Source organism: Microtetraspora malaysiensis (assembly GCF_001528665.1).
In the GTDB taxonomy this organism is placed as follows: Bacteria; Actinomycetota; Actinomycetes; order Streptosporangiales; family Streptosporangiaceae; genus Microtetraspora_A; species Microtetraspora_A malaysiensis.
On record NZ_BBYJ01000010.1, the window covers coordinates 280,939 to 296,903 of the forward strand.

The 15,965-nt window shown below is 72.0% G+C and carries 14 protein-coding genes; 6 read left to right on the top strand and 8 right to left on the bottom strand.

All coding sequences use genetic code 11. The features are described from left to right. Positions 1–36: 36 nt before the first annotated feature. Positions 37–162 (bottom strand): hypothetical protein, encoded by a 126-nt coding sequence (locus AWQ71_RS44390; protein WP_281196192.1) that lies wholly within the window; start codon positions 160–162, stop codon positions 37–39. A gap of 130 nt (positions 163–292) precedes the next feature. Beyond that, positions 293–2,539 carry an MMPL family transporter gene (locus AWQ71_RS14905; protein WP_067133015.1) on the bottom strand — a complete coding sequence of 749 codons (2,247 nt, stop codon included), beginning with the start codon at positions 2,537–2,539 and terminating at the stop codon, positions 293–295. Between the two features lie 106 nt (positions 2,540–2,645). Between AWQ71_RS14905 and AWQ71_RS14910 the strand changes: the two genes are divergently transcribed. Further along, entirely contained in the window at positions 2,646–3,188 is a 543-nt protein-coding gene (locus tag AWQ71_RS14910; protein ID WP_067133018.1) for a TetR/AcrR family transcriptional regulator, read from the top strand. Positions 3,189–3,225: 37 nt separating this feature from the next. Here AWQ71_RS14910 and AWQ71_RS14915 read toward each other — a convergent pair whose 3' ends face one another. Continuing rightward, positions 3,226–4,515 carry a serine/threonine-protein kinase gene (locus AWQ71_RS14915; protein ID WP_067133021.1) on the bottom strand — a complete coding sequence of 430 codons (1,290 nt, stop codon included), beginning with the start codon at positions 4,513–4,515 and terminating at the stop codon, positions 3,226–3,228. 114 nt (positions 4,516–4,629) lie between these two features. On the opposite strand from AWQ71_RS14915, the gene AWQ71_RS14920 reads away from it, so the two are divergent. Beyond that, the gene (locus AWQ71_RS14920; protein ID WP_067133024.1) at positions 4,630–5,454 is read left to right on the top strand and encodes a HipA family kinase; all 825 of its coding nucleotides are present in this window, start codon (positions 4,630–4,632) and stop codon (positions 5,452–5,454) included. Beyond that, entirely contained in the window at positions 5,451–5,837 is a 387-nt protein-coding gene (locus tag AWQ71_RS14925) for a DUF3037 domain-containing protein (protein ID WP_067133027.1), read from the top strand. The genes AWQ71_RS14920 and AWQ71_RS14925 overlap by 4 nt, the downstream gene beginning before the upstream one ends. On the opposite strand, the gene AWQ71_RS14930 is transcribed toward AWQ71_RS14925, so the two are convergent. The 3 genes from AWQ71_RS14930 to ispG all read right to left on the bottom strand — a co-directional run bounded on the left by AWQ71_RS14930 (position 5,818) and on the right by ispG (position 9,676). Continuing rightward, complete coding sequence (locus AWQ71_RS14930; protein WP_067133030.1) at positions 5,818–6,660, bottom strand: GNAT family N-acetyltransferase; 843 nt, start codon at positions 6,658–6,660, stop codon at positions 5,818–5,820. The two genes, AWQ71_RS14925 and AWQ71_RS14930, sit on opposite strands and share 20 nt — an antisense overlap. Positions 6,661–6,699: 39 nt before the next feature. Beyond that, complete coding sequence (locus AWQ71_RS14935; RefSeq protein WP_067133033.1) at positions 6,700–8,394, bottom strand: alpha/beta hydrolase; 1,695 nt, start codon at positions 8,392–8,394, stop codon at positions 6,700–6,702. Positions 8,395–8,512: 118 nt separating this feature from the next. Continuing rightward, entirely contained in the window at positions 8,513–9,676 is a 1,164-nt protein-coding gene (gene ispG, locus AWQ71_RS14940; RefSeq protein ID WP_067133036.1) for a flavodoxin-dependent (E)-4-hydroxy-3-methylbut-2-enyl-diphosphate synthase, read from the bottom strand. A 397-nt stretch (positions 9,677–10,073) separates the two neighbouring features. Between ispG and AWQ71_RS14945 the strand changes: the two genes are divergently transcribed. Further along, complete coding sequence (locus AWQ71_RS14945) at positions 10,074–11,165, top strand: lytic polysaccharide monooxygenase (protein ID WP_245658291.1); 1,092 nt, start codon at positions 10,074–10,076, stop codon at positions 11,163–11,165. 55 nt (positions 11,166–11,220) lie between these two features. Here AWQ71_RS14945 and dxr read toward each other — a convergent pair whose 3' ends face one another. Continuing rightward, the gene (gene dxr / locus AWQ71_RS14950) at positions 11,221–12,426 is read right to left on the bottom strand and encodes a 1-deoxy-D-xylulose-5-phosphate reductoisomerase (protein ID WP_067133042.1); all 1,206 of its coding nucleotides are present in this window, start codon (positions 12,424–12,426) and stop codon (positions 11,221–11,223) included. Positions 12,427–12,546: 120 nt separating this feature from the next. On the opposite strand from dxr, the gene AWQ71_RS14955 reads away from it, so the two are divergent. Further along, positions 12,547–13,554 carry a trypsin-like serine peptidase gene (locus tag AWQ71_RS14955; protein ID WP_067133044.1) on the top strand — a complete coding sequence of 336 codons (1,008 nt, stop codon included), beginning with the start codon at positions 12,547–12,549 and terminating at the stop codon, positions 13,552–13,554. Between the two features lie 90 nt (positions 13,555–13,644). On the opposite strand, the gene AWQ71_RS14960 is transcribed toward AWQ71_RS14955, so the two are convergent. Continuing rightward, positions 13,645–15,093: an aldehyde dehydrogenase family protein gene (locus AWQ71_RS14960; protein WP_067133047.1), complete on the bottom strand. Its 1,449-nt coding sequence runs from the start codon at positions 15,091–15,093 to the stop codon at positions 13,645–13,647. Positions 15,094–15,317: 224 nt separating this feature from the next. Between AWQ71_RS14960 and AWQ71_RS14965 the strand changes: the two genes are divergently transcribed. Beyond that, a complete protein-coding gene (locus AWQ71_RS14965) occupies positions 15,318–15,965 on the top strand; it encodes a TetR/AcrR family transcriptional regulator (protein WP_067133050.1) in 648 nt (215 codons plus the stop codon).

A 15,965-nucleotide genomic window follows, 5' to 3' on the forward strand; every position in this document is an offset into this window, starting at 1 on the left:
TCTCGCGCACCCCGGTCGATGACTACCTAGACCGCCTCATCGCCCGGGAGCCGTCGCATAAGTTCGAATGCCGTTCACCGACCACACCGACGACGTGGTCGCGGTCGCGTTCGGCCCGGACGGCCGCACGTTGTCCTCGGTCGCCGCCGACGGCACCGTCATGACCCGGAACCTCGACCCGGACGACGCCGTCCGCGCCCTCTGCCTGCGCGCCGGGACCAGTCCCCCTCGGAGGGGGACTGGTCCCGGCGCGTCCCCGACGTGCCGTATCGCGCGACGTGCGAGCCGGGGGTCAGTGCCGCCCGGCCGTCGTGAGGTCCCGGTCCGGCGCGACCTCCGCCGGCTCGTCCTCGTGGCCCTCGATCGAGATGTTCGGCAGCACGCGGTCCAGCCAGCGCGGGATCCACCAGTTGAGCCGCCCGAGCAGGACCATCGTCGCGGGCACCAGGAAGCCGCGGATGATCGTGGCGTCCACGGCGATCGCCACCGCCAGCCCGACGCCGAACACCTTCACCAGCGGGTCGGGGTAGGCGACGAACGCGGTGAACACCGCCACCATGATCAGCGCCGCGGAGGTGATCACCCGACCGGTCGAGCCCAGACCCTCGGCCACGGCCGCCCGGTTGTCCCCGGTCCGCGTGTACGCCTGCCGTACCGCGGTGAGCAGGAACACCTCGTAGTCCATCGACAACCCGAAGAGGACCGCGAACAGCATCAGCGGGACGTAGTTGTCGATCGGCACCGAGAAGAACAGCGTCTTCACGAAGGTGCCGTCCGGCGAGAAGGGCGGGTCCATGCCGACGAGCCGGCTGCCCAGGCCCATCGAGAACACGACGGCCAGCGCCCCGAACGCGGTGCCGAGGGACACCAGGTTCATCACGGCCGCCTTGATCGCCACCAGCGGGGCGCGGAACGCGAGCAGCAGGAGCAGCGCGCTGAGCAGCACGACGACCGCGACCACCAGCGGGGTCCGGCCCATGATGCGGTCCCCCGCGTCCGCGAGCCCGGCGACCTCGCCGCCCACATGGACGTGTACGCCCGGGATCCGGATCGCGCGCACCTGGGACACGACGTCGAGGGCGCGCGGGTCGCTCGGCGCGTACTCGGGGATCACCTGGACGAGCACGGACCTGCCGTTCTCGTTGACCTTGTGCGGTGACACGTGCGCGACGCCGGAGGCGTCCCGCAGCCTCTGGGTCAGCTCCCGCACGAGAGGGTCGGCCGGCTCGGTGTCGGCGATCGCGCGGTCCAGCTCGGCGACGACGATGAGCGGCCCGTTCGCCCCGGGCCCGAACCCGACCGACACCAGCTCGTACGCCCGCCGCTCGGCGGTGCCCTGGTCCGAGTAACCCTGGTCGAGCGCGCCCAGCTTCAGCGCCGCCGCCGGGACGGCCAGCGCGGCGAGCGCGACCACGGTGGCCGTGAGCACGCGCCACGGGCGCTTGGCGACCCAGGCGCCGAGCGCGGCCCAGCCGGTGGCGGGCCCGTCTCCGCGACGGCTCGCCACCCGCCCCACCAGCGGCAGCCGCAGCGCGTTGACGCGGTGCCCGAGCAGGCCGAGCAGCGCGGGCACCAGGGTGATCGACGTGAGCACGGCGCACACGACGGAGATGCCGGTGATCCAGCCGAGCGTGCGCAGCAGCGGGAACCCGGCCAGCATCAGCGCGCTCAGCGCGATGACGACCGTGCCGCCCGCGAAGAGGACCGCGCCGCCGGAGCTCGCCACCGTGCGCCGGACCGACTCCCGCACCGGAACGCCGTCGGCGAGCAGCCGGCGGTGCCGCGACAGCAGGAACAGCGCGTAGTCGATGCCGACGCCGAGCCCGATCATCGTGGCCATGATCGAGGCGGACTTGGGGACGTCGACCAGGTGTCCGAGCAGGCCGATCACGCCGAGCCCGACGCCGATGCTGATCAACGCGGTGAAGATCGGGATCAGCGCGGCGACCAGCGTGCCGAAGGCGAACAACAGGACCAGCAGCGCCACGGCCACGCCGATGATCTCGCTGACACCGGTCTTGATCTCCTTGTCGGCCGGCGAGCCGGAGGTCGCGGCCACCACCTCGATGCCCGCCTCCGCCGCGGGTGCCGCCGCCGTGACGAGCTCGTGCGCGGTCTCGCCCTGCTTGGCGCCGTCCTGGCCCGCCAGCTTCACACTGATCATGCCGATGCGCTGGTTGGACGACATGCCGCCCATGCGGTACGGCGTTTCCGCCTCGACGACGTGGGGGACCTGCCGTATCCGCGCGAGGGCGTCGCCGACCGCCTTCTCACGCTCCTTCGACAGGAGCGTGCCCTCCTCGGTGTACAGGACGAGCTGGACGGTGCCGCCCGCGTCGTAGCCGGGGCCGAACCCTTCTCGCATCAGCTCGTGCGCGCGCTGCGCGTCCGTTCCGGGGATGGCGACGTCGTTGCTGACCGGGCTGCCGAAGACCATGGTGAGGCTGGTCAGCAGGCCTGCCGCGAGCACCCAGAGAGCGAGTACGAGCCGCCCGTGCCGGGCGCACCAGCCGCCGAGACGTCCTAGCAACGAACTCATGGGAACCGCCCCGCCATGTCCCTGAAACGCCGTCCTGTACGGTCGTACAGGACGAGCGTAAGACGCAAATCACTTCGAATGCCGCGCCTCGCTAGAAAATGAGACGATGACCACATTCGACCCCGGGAACGACACCCGATCCCGCATCCTGGCCGCCGCCCGCGAGCTGTTCGCGGAGCGGGGGTACGCCGCCACATCGCTGGCCGACATCGCGGCGGCGGTGGGCCTGACCAAGACCGCCGTGGCCTACCACTTCCACCCGAAGGACCGCCTGGCCGCCGAGCTCATCACACCCGCCGCCGAGGACGTGCTGCGGCTGCTGGGCACGGACTTCGGCGATGACCGAGCCGCCTACATCCGCGCCTTCGTCTCCTTCGCCGTACGGCACCGCGCCGTCGTCCGGCTGCTCATGGAGGACATCAGCGGCGCCGACGATGCCGCTCCCGGCACCACCGGCGAGGCGATCAGGACCTTCCGCGACGAGCTGTACCGGCGGCTGGCGGGAGACGATCCGGACCCCGCCACCCAGGTGCGCGCCTGGGCGGTGCTCGGCTGCGTGCAGGCCGCCGTCGTCAAGACCACCGAACTGCCCTCCGAGCAGGTCGAGGAGGCCGTCGCCCGCGCCGCGCTCGCGATCGACGAATCCTGAGACCGGGACGCCCGCATGTGCTCGACGGTGTCGATGGTCAGGAGTCGCGGGCGAGGCGGCCGGTGTAGGCGACCTCGTCCGACCCGTTCTTGATCACATCGACCGTGGCCGACCGGTCGTCCTTCGTCCGGAACACCACGGTCGCCGGATGGCAGCTCGTCCCCGTCACCTCGTCCAGCCGCAGGACGAGGTCGCCTCCCGTCTCCTCGCGCCGGGTGAGCCGTCCCTCGCAGTGCAGGTCCGCACCCCACCGCATTCGGGACGCCCCGGACAGATAGATCTCGATCGGGAACGTCCGGGAGGCCGCGGGATAGCGGGCCACCCCGATCCACATGCCGTCGGCCGTGCCGCCGTCGTCCCCCTGCGCGCCGCCGCCTCGCACCAGGAGGACCGCGCCCCCCGCGATGACGGCCGCCACGGCGATCCCGGTCACCAGGACGGGCCACCGCCGCCGGAGCCCGCCCGGCCGCCGCGCCGGAACGCCCTCCGGGACAGCCGGAGAGCCCGCCTGACCCGCCGCCTCTCCCCCTCCGAGCAGCCGGCCGAGCACCTCCTCCGCGGTCGGCCGGTCGCGCGGCTCGCTCGCCAGGCAGGCGACCACGATCTCGCGGAGCGGGCCGTCGAGAGGGCCGAGGTCCGGCGTGCCGTACAGGATCCGGGCGAGGATGGCGCCGTACGTGTCAGCGGCGAAGGCGTGCCGCCCGCTCGCGGCGAACGCCACGGTGAGCGCCCAGCCGAACATGTCGCTCGCGGGTCCGACGGGCTCGGCTCTGAGCTGCTCGGGCGCGAGATAGGCGGGCGTGCCGACCGGACCGCCGGTGGTCGCGGTGGCGTCGAGCAGGCGCGAGATGCCGAAGTCGATGACGCGCGGCCCGTCCGCGCCGATGAGGACGTTCGCCGGCTTGAAGTCGCGGTGGATCACACCCGCCCGGTGGATGGCGGCGAGCGCCGTCGCGGTCCCCACCGCGACCCGGTCCAGCGCGCCGTCCGACCTCGGGCCGTACATCCTGACGTGCTCCTGGAGCGAGACGCCGTCGATGTACTCGCTGACGATGTAGGGCCGGTCGCCGTCGAGGTCGGCGTTCAGGACCCGCGCGGTGCAGAAGGGGGCCACCCGCCGCACGGCCTGAACCTCCCCGACGAACCTGCGCCGGTCGCCGGCCTCGCCGGTCAGGCGGGCGCGGAGCAGTTTCACCGCCACCGGCGAACCGTCGGGTCCGGTGGCGTGGAAGACCACGCCCTGCCCACCCGCGCCGATGCGACCGTTCAGGAGGTAGCCGCCAAGCCGCTGCGGATCCTCGGGCCGTAAGGGGGAGAGCCGCGACACCCGCCATGCCTACCACGATCGCCCCAGACGCCCCCAATCAGGACGGCCCCCTCTCCTCAGCGCCGGATTCGGCGGGCGCCGGGAACGGAGCCGGCAGCCGATAGCCTTTACGGCGTGCTGGAACAGATCACGGCCACGCGATACGTGACGCCGCTCAGGGAGGGCGGGTCGCTTCCCGGCGTCGTGGAGGCCGACGATCTCGGCACCTACGTCGTGAAGTTCCGGGGAGCCGGGCAGGGGCGGCGGGTCCTCGTCGCCGAGATCGTCTGCGCCGAGCTGGCCCGGAGCCTCGGCTTCGCCACCCCCGAGCTGAAGATCATCGACATCGACCCGCAGCTCGGCGCGCGCGAGCCCGACGAGGAGATCCAGGACCTGCTGACCGCGAGCGCCGGCCACAACCTGGCGATCGACTTCCTCCCCGGCGCGCTCGGCTTCGACCCGCTCGGCTGGCGGCCCGACCCCGGCTTCGCCTCCCGCCTGCTCTGGTTCGACGCCCTGATCCACAACGTCGACCGGAGCTGGCGCAACCCCAACCTGCTCGTCTGGCACGGCGACGTGTGGCTGATCGACCACGGCGCCGCCCTCTGGTTCCACCACAACTGGCGGTCCGCCAACCCCCGGCGCGCCTTCGACGGGAGCGACCACGTCCTCGGGCCGTACGCCACCGAGATGGACGCGGCCGACGCCGATCTGGCCCCGCGCGTCACCCGCGACCTGCTCGACAAGGTGACCGCGCTGATCCCCGACGAGTGGCTGGAGGACGAGCCCGGCTTCGACGGCGCGCAGGCCGTACGCGACGGATACGTCGAGCACCTCCTCGCCCGCGTGCACGGCCCGCGCGACTGGCTGCCGAGCCCGGCCGTCGCGCCTCCGCCGGACCGCGGACGGCAGGGCTCGATCGGCCGCTTCTGGCGGGCGGCGCGGGAGGAGGGCCGATGAGCCGCGACGTCTACGAGTACGCCGTGATCCGGGTGATTCCCAGCGTCGAGCGGGGCGAGCTGATCAACGTGGGAGTGATCCTCTACTGCCAGCCCCGCGGCTACCTGTGCGCCCGCGTCGAGCTGGACGAGGCCCGGCTGCGCGCGCTCAGCCTCTCCGTCGACCTCACCGGCGTACGGCACGCGCTGGACGCCTACGAGCTGGCCTGCACCGACGACGCCGGACCGCTCGACGGCGAGGCCCCGGGCAGCAGGTTCCGATGGTTGACCGCCCCGCGCAGCACGATCGTGCAGACCGGCCCGGTCCACGCGGGCCTGACCCTCGACCCGGCGGCCGAGCTCGACCACCTGATGGAGCGGCTGGTCAGAACAGCACGGACATGAACGTGTCGACCTCGCGGAAGCCGACCCGGCGATAGACCGCCCGCGCGGGCAGGTTGTAGTCGTTCACATAGAGGCTGACCAGCGGCGCGAAGTATTTCAGTGCCTGCTCCACGACGGCGGCCATCCCGGCCGAGGCGTGACCGTGCCCACGCAGCTCCGGGTCGACCCAGACGCCCTGGATCTGGCACGCCTGCGGCGTGACCGCGCCGATCTCGGCCTTGAAGACCACCCGGCCGTCGTCGATGCGGGCCAGCGACCGGCCGATGCGGATCAGCTCGGCGACCCGCGCGCGGTAGAGCGCGCCGCCGTCCCCGTTGTCCGGGGAGACGCCCACCTCCTCGGTGAACATCGCCACGCAGGCGGGCAGCAGAGTGCCGAACTCCTCGGGCTTGACCCGCCGTACCAGCGGGTCCGGCGTGACGGCGGGAGCGGAGCTGGTGGCCATCACCGGCTGGGCCCAGCGGATCGCGCGGGCCGGACCCCAGTGCGGCTCCAGCCGCTCCCAGAGCTGCTCGACCGCGGTCGAAGGGCCGACGATCGACGAGCAGCGGCGGCCCTGCTTGCGGGCGCGGTCGGCGAACGCGTGCACGGCATCGCGACCGGCGTTCACCGGGACCAGGTTGGCCCCGGCGTAGCAGAGCGAGACCAGCCCGCCGCGCGGGCCGTACCCCCACATCTGCCCCCCGAGCCGGGACGGGCTCAACCCGACGGACCTGATCCGGGAGGCGACGAAGACGTTGGCGACGGGATCGGAGTCGAGGAGCGCCAGCACCTCTTCGCGATCGTTGTCGTCGAGGACGCGCGACGCCGAAGTACGCAGCATCACGGGGCCAAGCCTACGCGACTGCCTCGATTTTGGAAGTTAGCGGACGCGCCCCATCAACAGCTCGGTGAGGAGCGCGTGCCCGCTCGGCCCGCCCGCCGCCATCGGGGTGATGGGACGCGGCTCGGTCGCGCCGTCGCACGCGGCGTCGGCCCCCTGGCCGATCCGGCGCGGCGGCGTGGTCCCGTCCCGCAGGTAGGCGGCGAGATAGCGGTCCACGCAGCCGTTCCCGGCCAGCGCCACACCGTGGTCGCCGCCCGGCACGGTGACCAGCCGCGCGGTCGGGAACAGGCCGCGGACGCGCAGCGCGCCCGCCTGCGGCGTGGCCGCGTCGTGCCGGGCCTGGAACAGCAGGACCGGCGGCAGCTTCGCCGTCCCCACCGCGGGCGGAGTCCCGCCGCGCTCCGACCAGAAGGCGCACGGCGCGTTGTAGACGGCGTTCGGCCAGGTGAGGAACGGCGCTTGCTTGGCGGCCCGCGTCGTGTCCGCGTGCCAACGGGTCCAGTCGCGCGGCCACGCGGCGTCGCGGCACTGGACGCCCAGGTAGACGGCGTAGCTGTTCTCCTCGGCGGCGTCGTTGTCGACCAGCGCGCGGTAGGCGGAGACGAGCCCCGCGGTGTCGCCCTTCTTGACGTAGTCGGAGAACACCTGGGCCAGGCGGGGCCAGACGGAGCTCGAATAGCCGCCCACGGTGTACAGGTCGTCCAGCTCGCTCGGCCCGACCACGCCGCCCGCCGGACGGCTCCGCAGCCGGGAGCGCATGGAGTACCAGGCGAAGCCGAGCCCGGACCTGGTGCGCCCCAGGCCGTACACGTCGTCGTGCCGGGCGACCCAGTCGAGGAAGTCCCGGTGGCGCCGGTCGAAGGCGTAGTCCTGCGCGATGTTCGTGTCGTACCACACGCCCGCGGGATCGACGACGCTGTCGAGCACCAACCGCTTGACCCGCTGCGGGAAGAGCGTCGCGTAGACCGCCCCCAGATAGGTGCCGTACGAGTAGCCGAGATAGCTGACCTTGTCCTCGCCGAGGGCGCTCCGGATGGCGTCCATGTCGCGCGCGGAGTTCTCGGTCGTGAGGTAGGGCAGGAACCAGGCCCAGCGGTTGCCGCACGCGTCGGCGTACTCGCGGGCGCGGCCGACCAGCGCCCGCTCCTCTGCGGCGTCGCGCGGCACGTTGTCCAGCCGCGGCGGGGCGAAGAAGCGCTCGGGGTCCACGCAGCTCAGCGCGGGCTCGCTGGCCCCCACCCCGCGCGGGTCGAAGCCGATCACGTCGTACCGCGCGGCCACGTCCGGCGGGAGCGAGCCCGCGACGAACCTGGCCAGCGAGCGCCCGGACGCGCCGGGCCCGCCCGGGTTGACCAGCATCACGCCGAGGTGGTTGCCGTCGCGCGAAGCGGTCCCCTTGATCCGGTTGAGCGCGAGCGAGATCTGCTGCCCCTCCGGCACGGTGTAGTCGAGGGGGACGCGCAGGGTGCCGCACTCGACCTCGCCGACGGGCGCCTGCCGCCGCCCGGCCACCGGCCGGGTGACGTGCGCGCCCGCGTCGCCGATCCGGCCGAGCGCCTGGCCGAGCGCGCCGGTGGCCGGCCTGGCCTCCTCACACGACCCCCACGTGATCGCTTCCGGCATCGCCGTGCGGGTCCGGGCGCTCGTCGCCCCGGCCCCGCCGGCTCCGGTGACCGCCGCTCCGGTGACGAGCACCGTCGCACCCGCGACCATCCCGATGATTCGCCTCACCCGCACGCTCCCTCTGCTCAGACGGCAGAGGACAGCTTGGCGTGGGTCACCGTTTGGTCACGCAGCGCATCCGAGGATGCCTGTCACGCTGTAATCGAGATATTGCGGAGTGTAATGATCAGCTGACGACGACCTGGGGGCCCGGGGCGTCGTCGTCGAGGTCGACGTCCACGCCCATCTCCTCGGCGAGGCGCAGGGCCTCCTCGATCAGGGTCTCGACGATCTGCGACTCGGGCACGGTCTTGATGACCTGCCCCTTCACGAAGATCTGGCCCTTGCCGTTACCGGAGGCGACACCGAGGTCGGCCTCCCTCGCCTCGCCGGGGCCGTTGACGACGCAGCCCATCACGGCCACCCGCAGCGGGACCTTCAGGCCGTCGAGACCGGCGTGGACCTGCTCGGCCAGGGTGTAGACGTCCACCTGGGCCCGACCGCAGGAGGGGCAGGAGACGATCTCCAGGCCGCGCTCGCGCAGGTTCAGCGACTCCAGGATCTGGCAGCCGACCTTGATCTCCTCGACCGGCGGGGCCGAGAGCGAGACGCGGATCGTGTCGCCGATGCCCTCGGCGAGCAGCGCGCCGAACGCCACCGCGGACTTGATCGTGCCCTGGAACGCCGGACCGGCCTCGGTGACGCCGAGGTGGAGGGGGTAGTCGCACTTCTGCGCGAGCAGCCGGTACGCCTGGATCATGACGACCGGGTCGTTGTGCTTCACCGAGATCTTGATGTCGCGGAAGCCGTGCTCCTCGAACAGCGAGCACTCCCACAGGGCCGACTCGACCAGCGCCTCGGGAGTGGCCTTGCCGTACTTCTTGAGAAGGCGGGGGTCGAGGGAGCCCGCGTTGACGCCGATGCGGATCGGGACGCCGTGGTCGGACGCCGCCTTGGCGATCTCGCCGACCTTGTCGTCGAACTTCTTGATGTTGCCCGGGTTGACGCGTACGGCGGCGCAGCCGGCCTCGATGGCGGCGAAGACGTACTTGGGCTGGAAGTGGATGTCGGCGATCACCGGGATCTGCGACTTCCTGGCGATCATGGGGAGCGCGTCGGCGTCGTCCTGGGACGGCACGGCGACGCGGACGATCTGGCAGCCCGACGCGGTGAGCTCCGCGATCTGCTGGAGGGTGGCGTTGACGTCGGCGGTGAGCGTGGTGGTCATCGACTGCACCGAGATCGGGGCGTCCCCTCCGACCGGGACCGAGCCGACCATGATCTGCCGTGACACCCGCCGCTGGGCGATCGGCTGGGTCCTTACGGTGGGAATCCCGAGATCAACAGACATTTCAGCACCTTGGGTTCTGGGTCGACGGCCGCGTGCGGGCTCTCCCAGTCTAGGGAGTCCGCCAAGATCTCCAGCCCGGCGGCCGGATTGTCCGGTTCGGCGGAGCGCGCGCGGCCAATGAAGGTTTCATCACCCGGCGCCCGCGCACGACCGCCTGAGCTGCGGGGACGCGGAGCGGCCGGTACGGCGGCCGCCGCCTTCCTGGGCGGGCGCGCGGGCCCGGGTTAGTGTCCGGAGCGCGTGAGCGCTTACGCGCAAATAGTCCGGTATGTCAGCGGCTGTCCTCCGGCCGGCGGGCGTCGCATCGTACGGCGATGCCGTGCCGCGCCACGCGTGCGGCAGCCTTGACCACGCGAAAGGGTAATCCGTGGGAGCACCACGAAGAACACGGTCACGATTGACCGTCGCCACCGTCGTCGCCGCCTTGTCCGCCCTCGTCGCCGCCGTGCTCGTCGCCTCCCCCGCGTCCGCGCACGGGGCGCCGATGGTCCCGGGCAGCCGCACCTACCTGTGCTGGAAGGACGGCCTGACCTCGAGCGGCGGCATCGTCCCCAACAACCCGGCCTGCGCGGCCGCGGTCGCCCAGAGCGGGACGAACTCGCTCTACAACTGGTTCGCCGTCCTGCGCTCGGACGGCGCGGGCCGCACGTCGGGCTTCATCCCGGACGGCAAGCTGTGCAGCGGCGCCGCGGTCGTGTACGACTTCAGCGGCTTCGACCTGGCACGCGCCGACTGGCCGGTGACACACCTGACCTCCGGCGCGACCCTGCGGTTCACGTACAACAAGTGGGCGGCCCACCCCGGCTCGTTCCGCTCGTACATCACCAAGGACTCGTGGAGCCCGACCAGGCCGCTCGCCTGGAACGACCTCGAGTCCACGCCCTTCTCCAACGTCACCGACCCGCCGAGCGTCGGCTCCCCCGGCAATGAGGACGCGTACTACTACTGGAACGCCACGCTGCCGTCGGGCAAGAGCGGTCGCCACATCATCTACACCGTGTGGCAGCGGTCAGACAGCAACGAGACGTTCTACAGCTGCTCGGACGTCGTGTTCGACGGCGGCTCCGGCGAGGTGACCGGGGTGGGACCGGGCGGCTCGACCCCCTCCCCCAGCCCGTCGGCCAGCCCCTCCACGAGCCCCAGTCCCTCCGCGTCGCCGAGCCCCTCGACGTCTCCGGGAACGGGCGGCTGCACCGCGACGTACGCGATCACGAACCAGTGGCAGGGCGGCTTCCAGGGCGAGGTGACGGTGCACAACGCCGGGACCTCGTCGATCGGAGGCTGGACGGTCGGCTGGACACTCCCGTCCGGCCAGACGATCACCCAGGTCTGGAACGGCATCGGCAGCCAGGCGGGTGCCTCGGTGACGGTGAAGAACGAGAGCTACAACGGCTCCCTGGCCCCGAACGCCTCGACGACGTTCGGCTTCCTGGGCAACGCCTCGGGCACCGTGACCGCTCCTTCGAGCGTCACCTGTACGGCGGCCTGACCGCCTGACGGAGGCGCGGGGGCCCGGGACGGGCGCGAGACCGCTCCCGGGCCCCTCAGGCCGTCAGCTCGGCGGCGCGGGAGCGGGCCCACTCGTCCGCCGCCAGCACCTCTTCCACCGTGGACGCCTGGCCGGTCACGTGCTCGGACACCACCTGGGCGACCGTGTCCACGATCCCGGGGAACGGCAGCGCACCCTTCAGGAACGCCTCCACGCACACCTCGTTGGCCGCGTTGTAGACGGCGGGGGCCGTACCGCCCTGGGCGCCGACCTGGCGGGCCAGCGAGACGGCCGGGAACGCCTCGTCGTCGAGCGGCTCGAAGGTCCAGGTGTGCGCCCGGGTCCAGTCGACGGGGAACGCCGCGCCGGGCACACGCTCCGGGTATCCCAGGGCCAGCGAGATCGGCAGCCGCATGTCGGGCGGACTCGCCTGCGCGATCGTCGAGCCGTCCACGAACTCGACCATCGAATGGATCACCGACTGCGGGTGGACCACGACATCGATGCGGTCGAACCCGATGTCGAAGAGCAGATGCGCCTCGATCACCTCAAGGCCCTTGTTGACCAGGGTGGCCGAGTTGATCGTGATCACCGGCCCCATGTTCCAGGTCGGGTGGTCGAGCGCCATCTCGGGCGTGACGTCCCACAGCTCCGTGCGCTTCCTGCCACGGAACGGCCCGCCGCTCGCCGTGACGACGAGCCGCCGCACCGTCCGCGCGTCCGCTCCCGACGGACCGGCCGCCCACAGGCACTGCGCGAGCGCCGAATGCTCCGAGTCGACCGGGAGGATCTGGCCCGGCTTGGCCAGCCGCTTGACGAGCGGCCCGCCGACGATCAGCGACTCCTTGTTGGCCAGGGCCAGGTCCCGGCCTGCCTCCAGTGCGGCCAGCGTCGAGGTCAGGCCGAGCGCGCCGGTGATCGCGTTCAGCACGATGGGCCGGTCTCCCTCGTCCGCGCCGCCGGACGGCCACGCGGCGACCTCGGCCACCCCCTCGGCGCCCGCGAGGACCGTGGGCGCCGCTCCGTGCGCGGCCAGCGCCTCCTTGAGAGCCGGTACGACCGACGGATCGGCGACGGCCACGGCCTCCGCGCGGAACTCGGCGGCCTGGCGGGCGAGCAGCCCGACCCGACCTCCGCCTGCGGCGAGCGCGGTGATCCGGAGCCTCTCGGGGTTCCGGGCGATGACGTCGAGTGCCTGGGTGCCGACGGAGCCGGTGGAGCCGAGAAGGACGACGGGGCGCGGGCTGCATTCAGGAGTCATCGTCCCATTGTCCCGCCATCGCCGTCGCCCGGGACGTCAGGGGAACGGAGGCGCGACGACGCACCGATGTTCACCAAAAGTAGCGACAGAAATACAATGCGTAGTGCAAAATCGCGTTTCATGACCCCGAGCCTCATCCTCTTCACCATCTCCACCCTCGTCGCCGAGCTTCTCGGGTCGCCCGCCCCGGCGAGCCCGCCCGCCGGCGTCGTCGATCACACCGCGGCCGCCGCGCCCGCCGCGTACTGGACGCCCGAGCGGATGGCCGGGGCGCTCCCGATCGACCTGCTCTCCTCCACCGTCGCGCGCGTCGGCGCGCTCGCGGAGCGGCTGGTCTCCCCGCGGTCCGTCCCGCTCAGCGCGGTGCGCCCGTTGGGCGTGGACCAGCGGACAATCGTCCGGCGCTCCGCCGTCGGCAGCCCGGCGAGCATGGCGGTGAACACGGCGACCAGCGGGACCCCGTGGCCCGGCGGCGGGACCATCACGACGACCGTCGGCCGGGTGTTCCTCACGCTGAGCGGTGTCGACTTCGTCTGCTCGGGCACCGCGGTGCGCAGCGCCAACAGAGACGTCGTGGCGACCGCCGGCCACTGCGTCAAGGACGGCACGGGCGCCTGGGCGGACAACTGGACGTTCGTCCCCGGCTACGAGTCGGGGCGGCGGCCGTACGGCAGCTATCCGGCGCGGCGGATGTTCGTCGCCGGGCCGTGGGCGCGGGACGCGAACGACGGCTACGACGTCGGCATGGTGGCGGTGAGCGACCGCGGGGGGCGGCACCTCGCGGACGCGGTCGGGGCCCAGACCATCGGCTGGAACGCCGCGCGCGGCCGGCAGACGTACACCTTCGGATTCCCGGCGGACCCGCCCTACAACGGCGAGCACCTGCTCTACTGCGCTGGCGTGCCGTCCGACGACCCGTACAAGAAGACCCAGGACCAGGGGCTGAAATGCGATCTCACGGCCGGGGCGAGCGGGGGGCCGTGGTTCAGCGGCTTCGACCCCGTGACCGGCCAGGGCCAGCTGACCTCGGTGAGCAGCTTCAAGTACAGCAACGACACCGGCAGCATGTACGGCCCGTACTTCGGCGACGAGGTCAAGCAGGTCTTCGACACCGCCCAGCGGGCGTGAGCAGCGGGCGGAGAAGAGACGGGCTGGGCGTGCCGCGCCTGGAGATCGGACGGATCTTCATGAAGGATCTCCAGGCGCGTCTCCCGAGATCTAGAGGGTCACGCCGGTGATGACCATGACCTTCTCGTAGGTGAAGTCGTTCATCGCGGAGAGCACGCCCTCGCGGCCCACACCCGACTGCTTCACCCCGCCGTACGGCATCTGGTCGGCGCGGAACGACGGGACGTCGCCGATGACCACACCGCCGACCTCCAGCTCGCGGTTGGCCCGGAACGCGATGTCGAGGTTCCGGGTGAAGATGCCCGCCTGCAGGCCGTACTTGGAATCGTTGACGGCGGCGAACGCCTCGTCCACCGAGGCCACCGGCTGGATGATCATGACGGGGCCGAAGACCTCCTCGCAGGCCAGCTTGGCGTCCGCGGGGACGTCGGCGAGCACGGTCGGGGCCACCGCCGCGCCATCCCTGGTGCCGCCGGCGAGCACGCGGGCGCCGCCTTCTACGGCCTCCTTCACCCACTGCTCGACCCGCTCGGCGGCGGCGACCGACACGAGCGGCCCCACCTGGGTCTTCTCGTCGGACGGGTCGCCGGTGACGAGGGCGTCCACGGCGGCGAGAAGCTTCTCGGTGAACGGCGCGAGCACCGACTCCTCGACGATCACGCGCTGCACGGAGATGCAGCTCTGCCCGGCCTGGTAGTTGGAGAACAGCGCCGCCCGCGCCGCGGCCCAGTCGAGGTCGGCGTCGGCCAGCACGACCGCGGCGCCGTTGCCGCCCAGCTCAAGCGTCACGTGCTTGCGCGGGACCTGGTCCATGAGGGCGTAGCCCACGGGGCCGGAGCCGGTGAAGGAGACGACCGGCAGGCGGGGGTCCTCGACGAGCGCGCCGGCCCGGTCGTTGGGCACGGGCAGCACGGAGAACATGCCCTCGGGCAGGTTCGTCTCGGCCAGGATCTCGCCGAGCACCAGCGCGGACAGCGGCGTCGCCGGGGCGGGCTTGACGATGAACGGGGCGCCGACGGCGATGGCCGGGGCGACCTTGTGGGCGACCAGGTTCAGCGGGAAGTTGAACGGCGTGATCGCGAGCACCGGGCCGTGCGGCACGCGCGAGACGTAGGCGATGCGGCCCTGGGCGGCGGGCTCGGTGTCGAGGCGCTGGACGGCGCCGCTGAACCGGCGGGCCTCCTCGGCGGCGAACCGGAACGTGGAGATCGCCCGGTTGACCTCGCCGCGGGCCCAGAAGATGGGCTTGCCGTTCTCACCGCTGATCAGCTGCGCGATCTCCTCGGCACGCTCGGCAAGGCGGCGCGCGACGTGGGAGAGCGCGTCGGCGCGGACGTGGATGGGCAGCGCCGCCGCCTGCCTGCGCACGGCGTCCGCGGCGGCGACGGCCTGCTCGACCTGCTCGGCCGTCGGCACGGAGTAGACGCCGACGACGCGGCCGTCATGGGAGTTGGTCACCTCCAGCTCGGCGTCTCCCGTCGCGGGACGACCGGCCAGCCAGAAGGGGATCGGTGAGGTGGCGTTCGCGCTGCTGTCCATGCCGACGACGCTATGCGAACCGGTGGGGGACGGCCCTACTCCGGGGCGCACAATCACCGGGCCATGACTGGCCAATGTGGACAACACCTTGCCGCCACGCTATGTCACAGATATGGCGCGATTTCGTGATGAATTCAGTTTCGGAGCGGTTTGAAAGCGCAACGGCATGGTTAAGTCTCAACCGGGTCCGTAACGGACCCCATCGATGGAAGGGCTCGTCGCTGATGGGTACGCCGGCGCCTCTGGGACTTCAGGGCGCCTACGCCCTCGGGCAGCGTAGTAATAACGACGAGCTGCGCACCCGGCTCCTCGACGTCGCGAGCAAGCTGCTCGCCACCACCGGCCCGGAAAGCCTCACCGTCCGCAGGATCGCGGCGGAGGCCGGCTGCTCGACGACCGTGATCTACACGATGTTCGGCAGCAAGGAGGGGTTGGCCGAGGCGCTCTACCTCGAAGGGTTCGAGCGGTTTCGCCGCCGCCTGGCCGCCGTCCCGCCGCGCGCCGACCCGCTCGAGTTCCTTGTCGCGCTCGGGCCCGCATACCGGGAGGCCGCGCTCGCCGACCCCGGGTACTACAGCCTGATGTTCGAGCAGGCGATCCCCGGTTTCGCGCCGAGCGAGCGGGCGAGGACGCTGGCCCGCGCCGCGCTGAACATCCTCGACCGGGTGATCGCGGACTGCATCGCCGCCGGGTATCTCATCCCCACCCAGCCCAGGAAGATCGCCGACGCGGTGTGGGCGGCCGCCCAGGGAGCGCTCAGCTTGGAGCGTGCCGGGCACCTGCGCGACACCAAGACGTACGAGACCGTGACCACCGCCACGATCACCTCTTTCCTGGCCCGCCGGCCCGGCGAGCCGCGGTCGTCCCGCTGA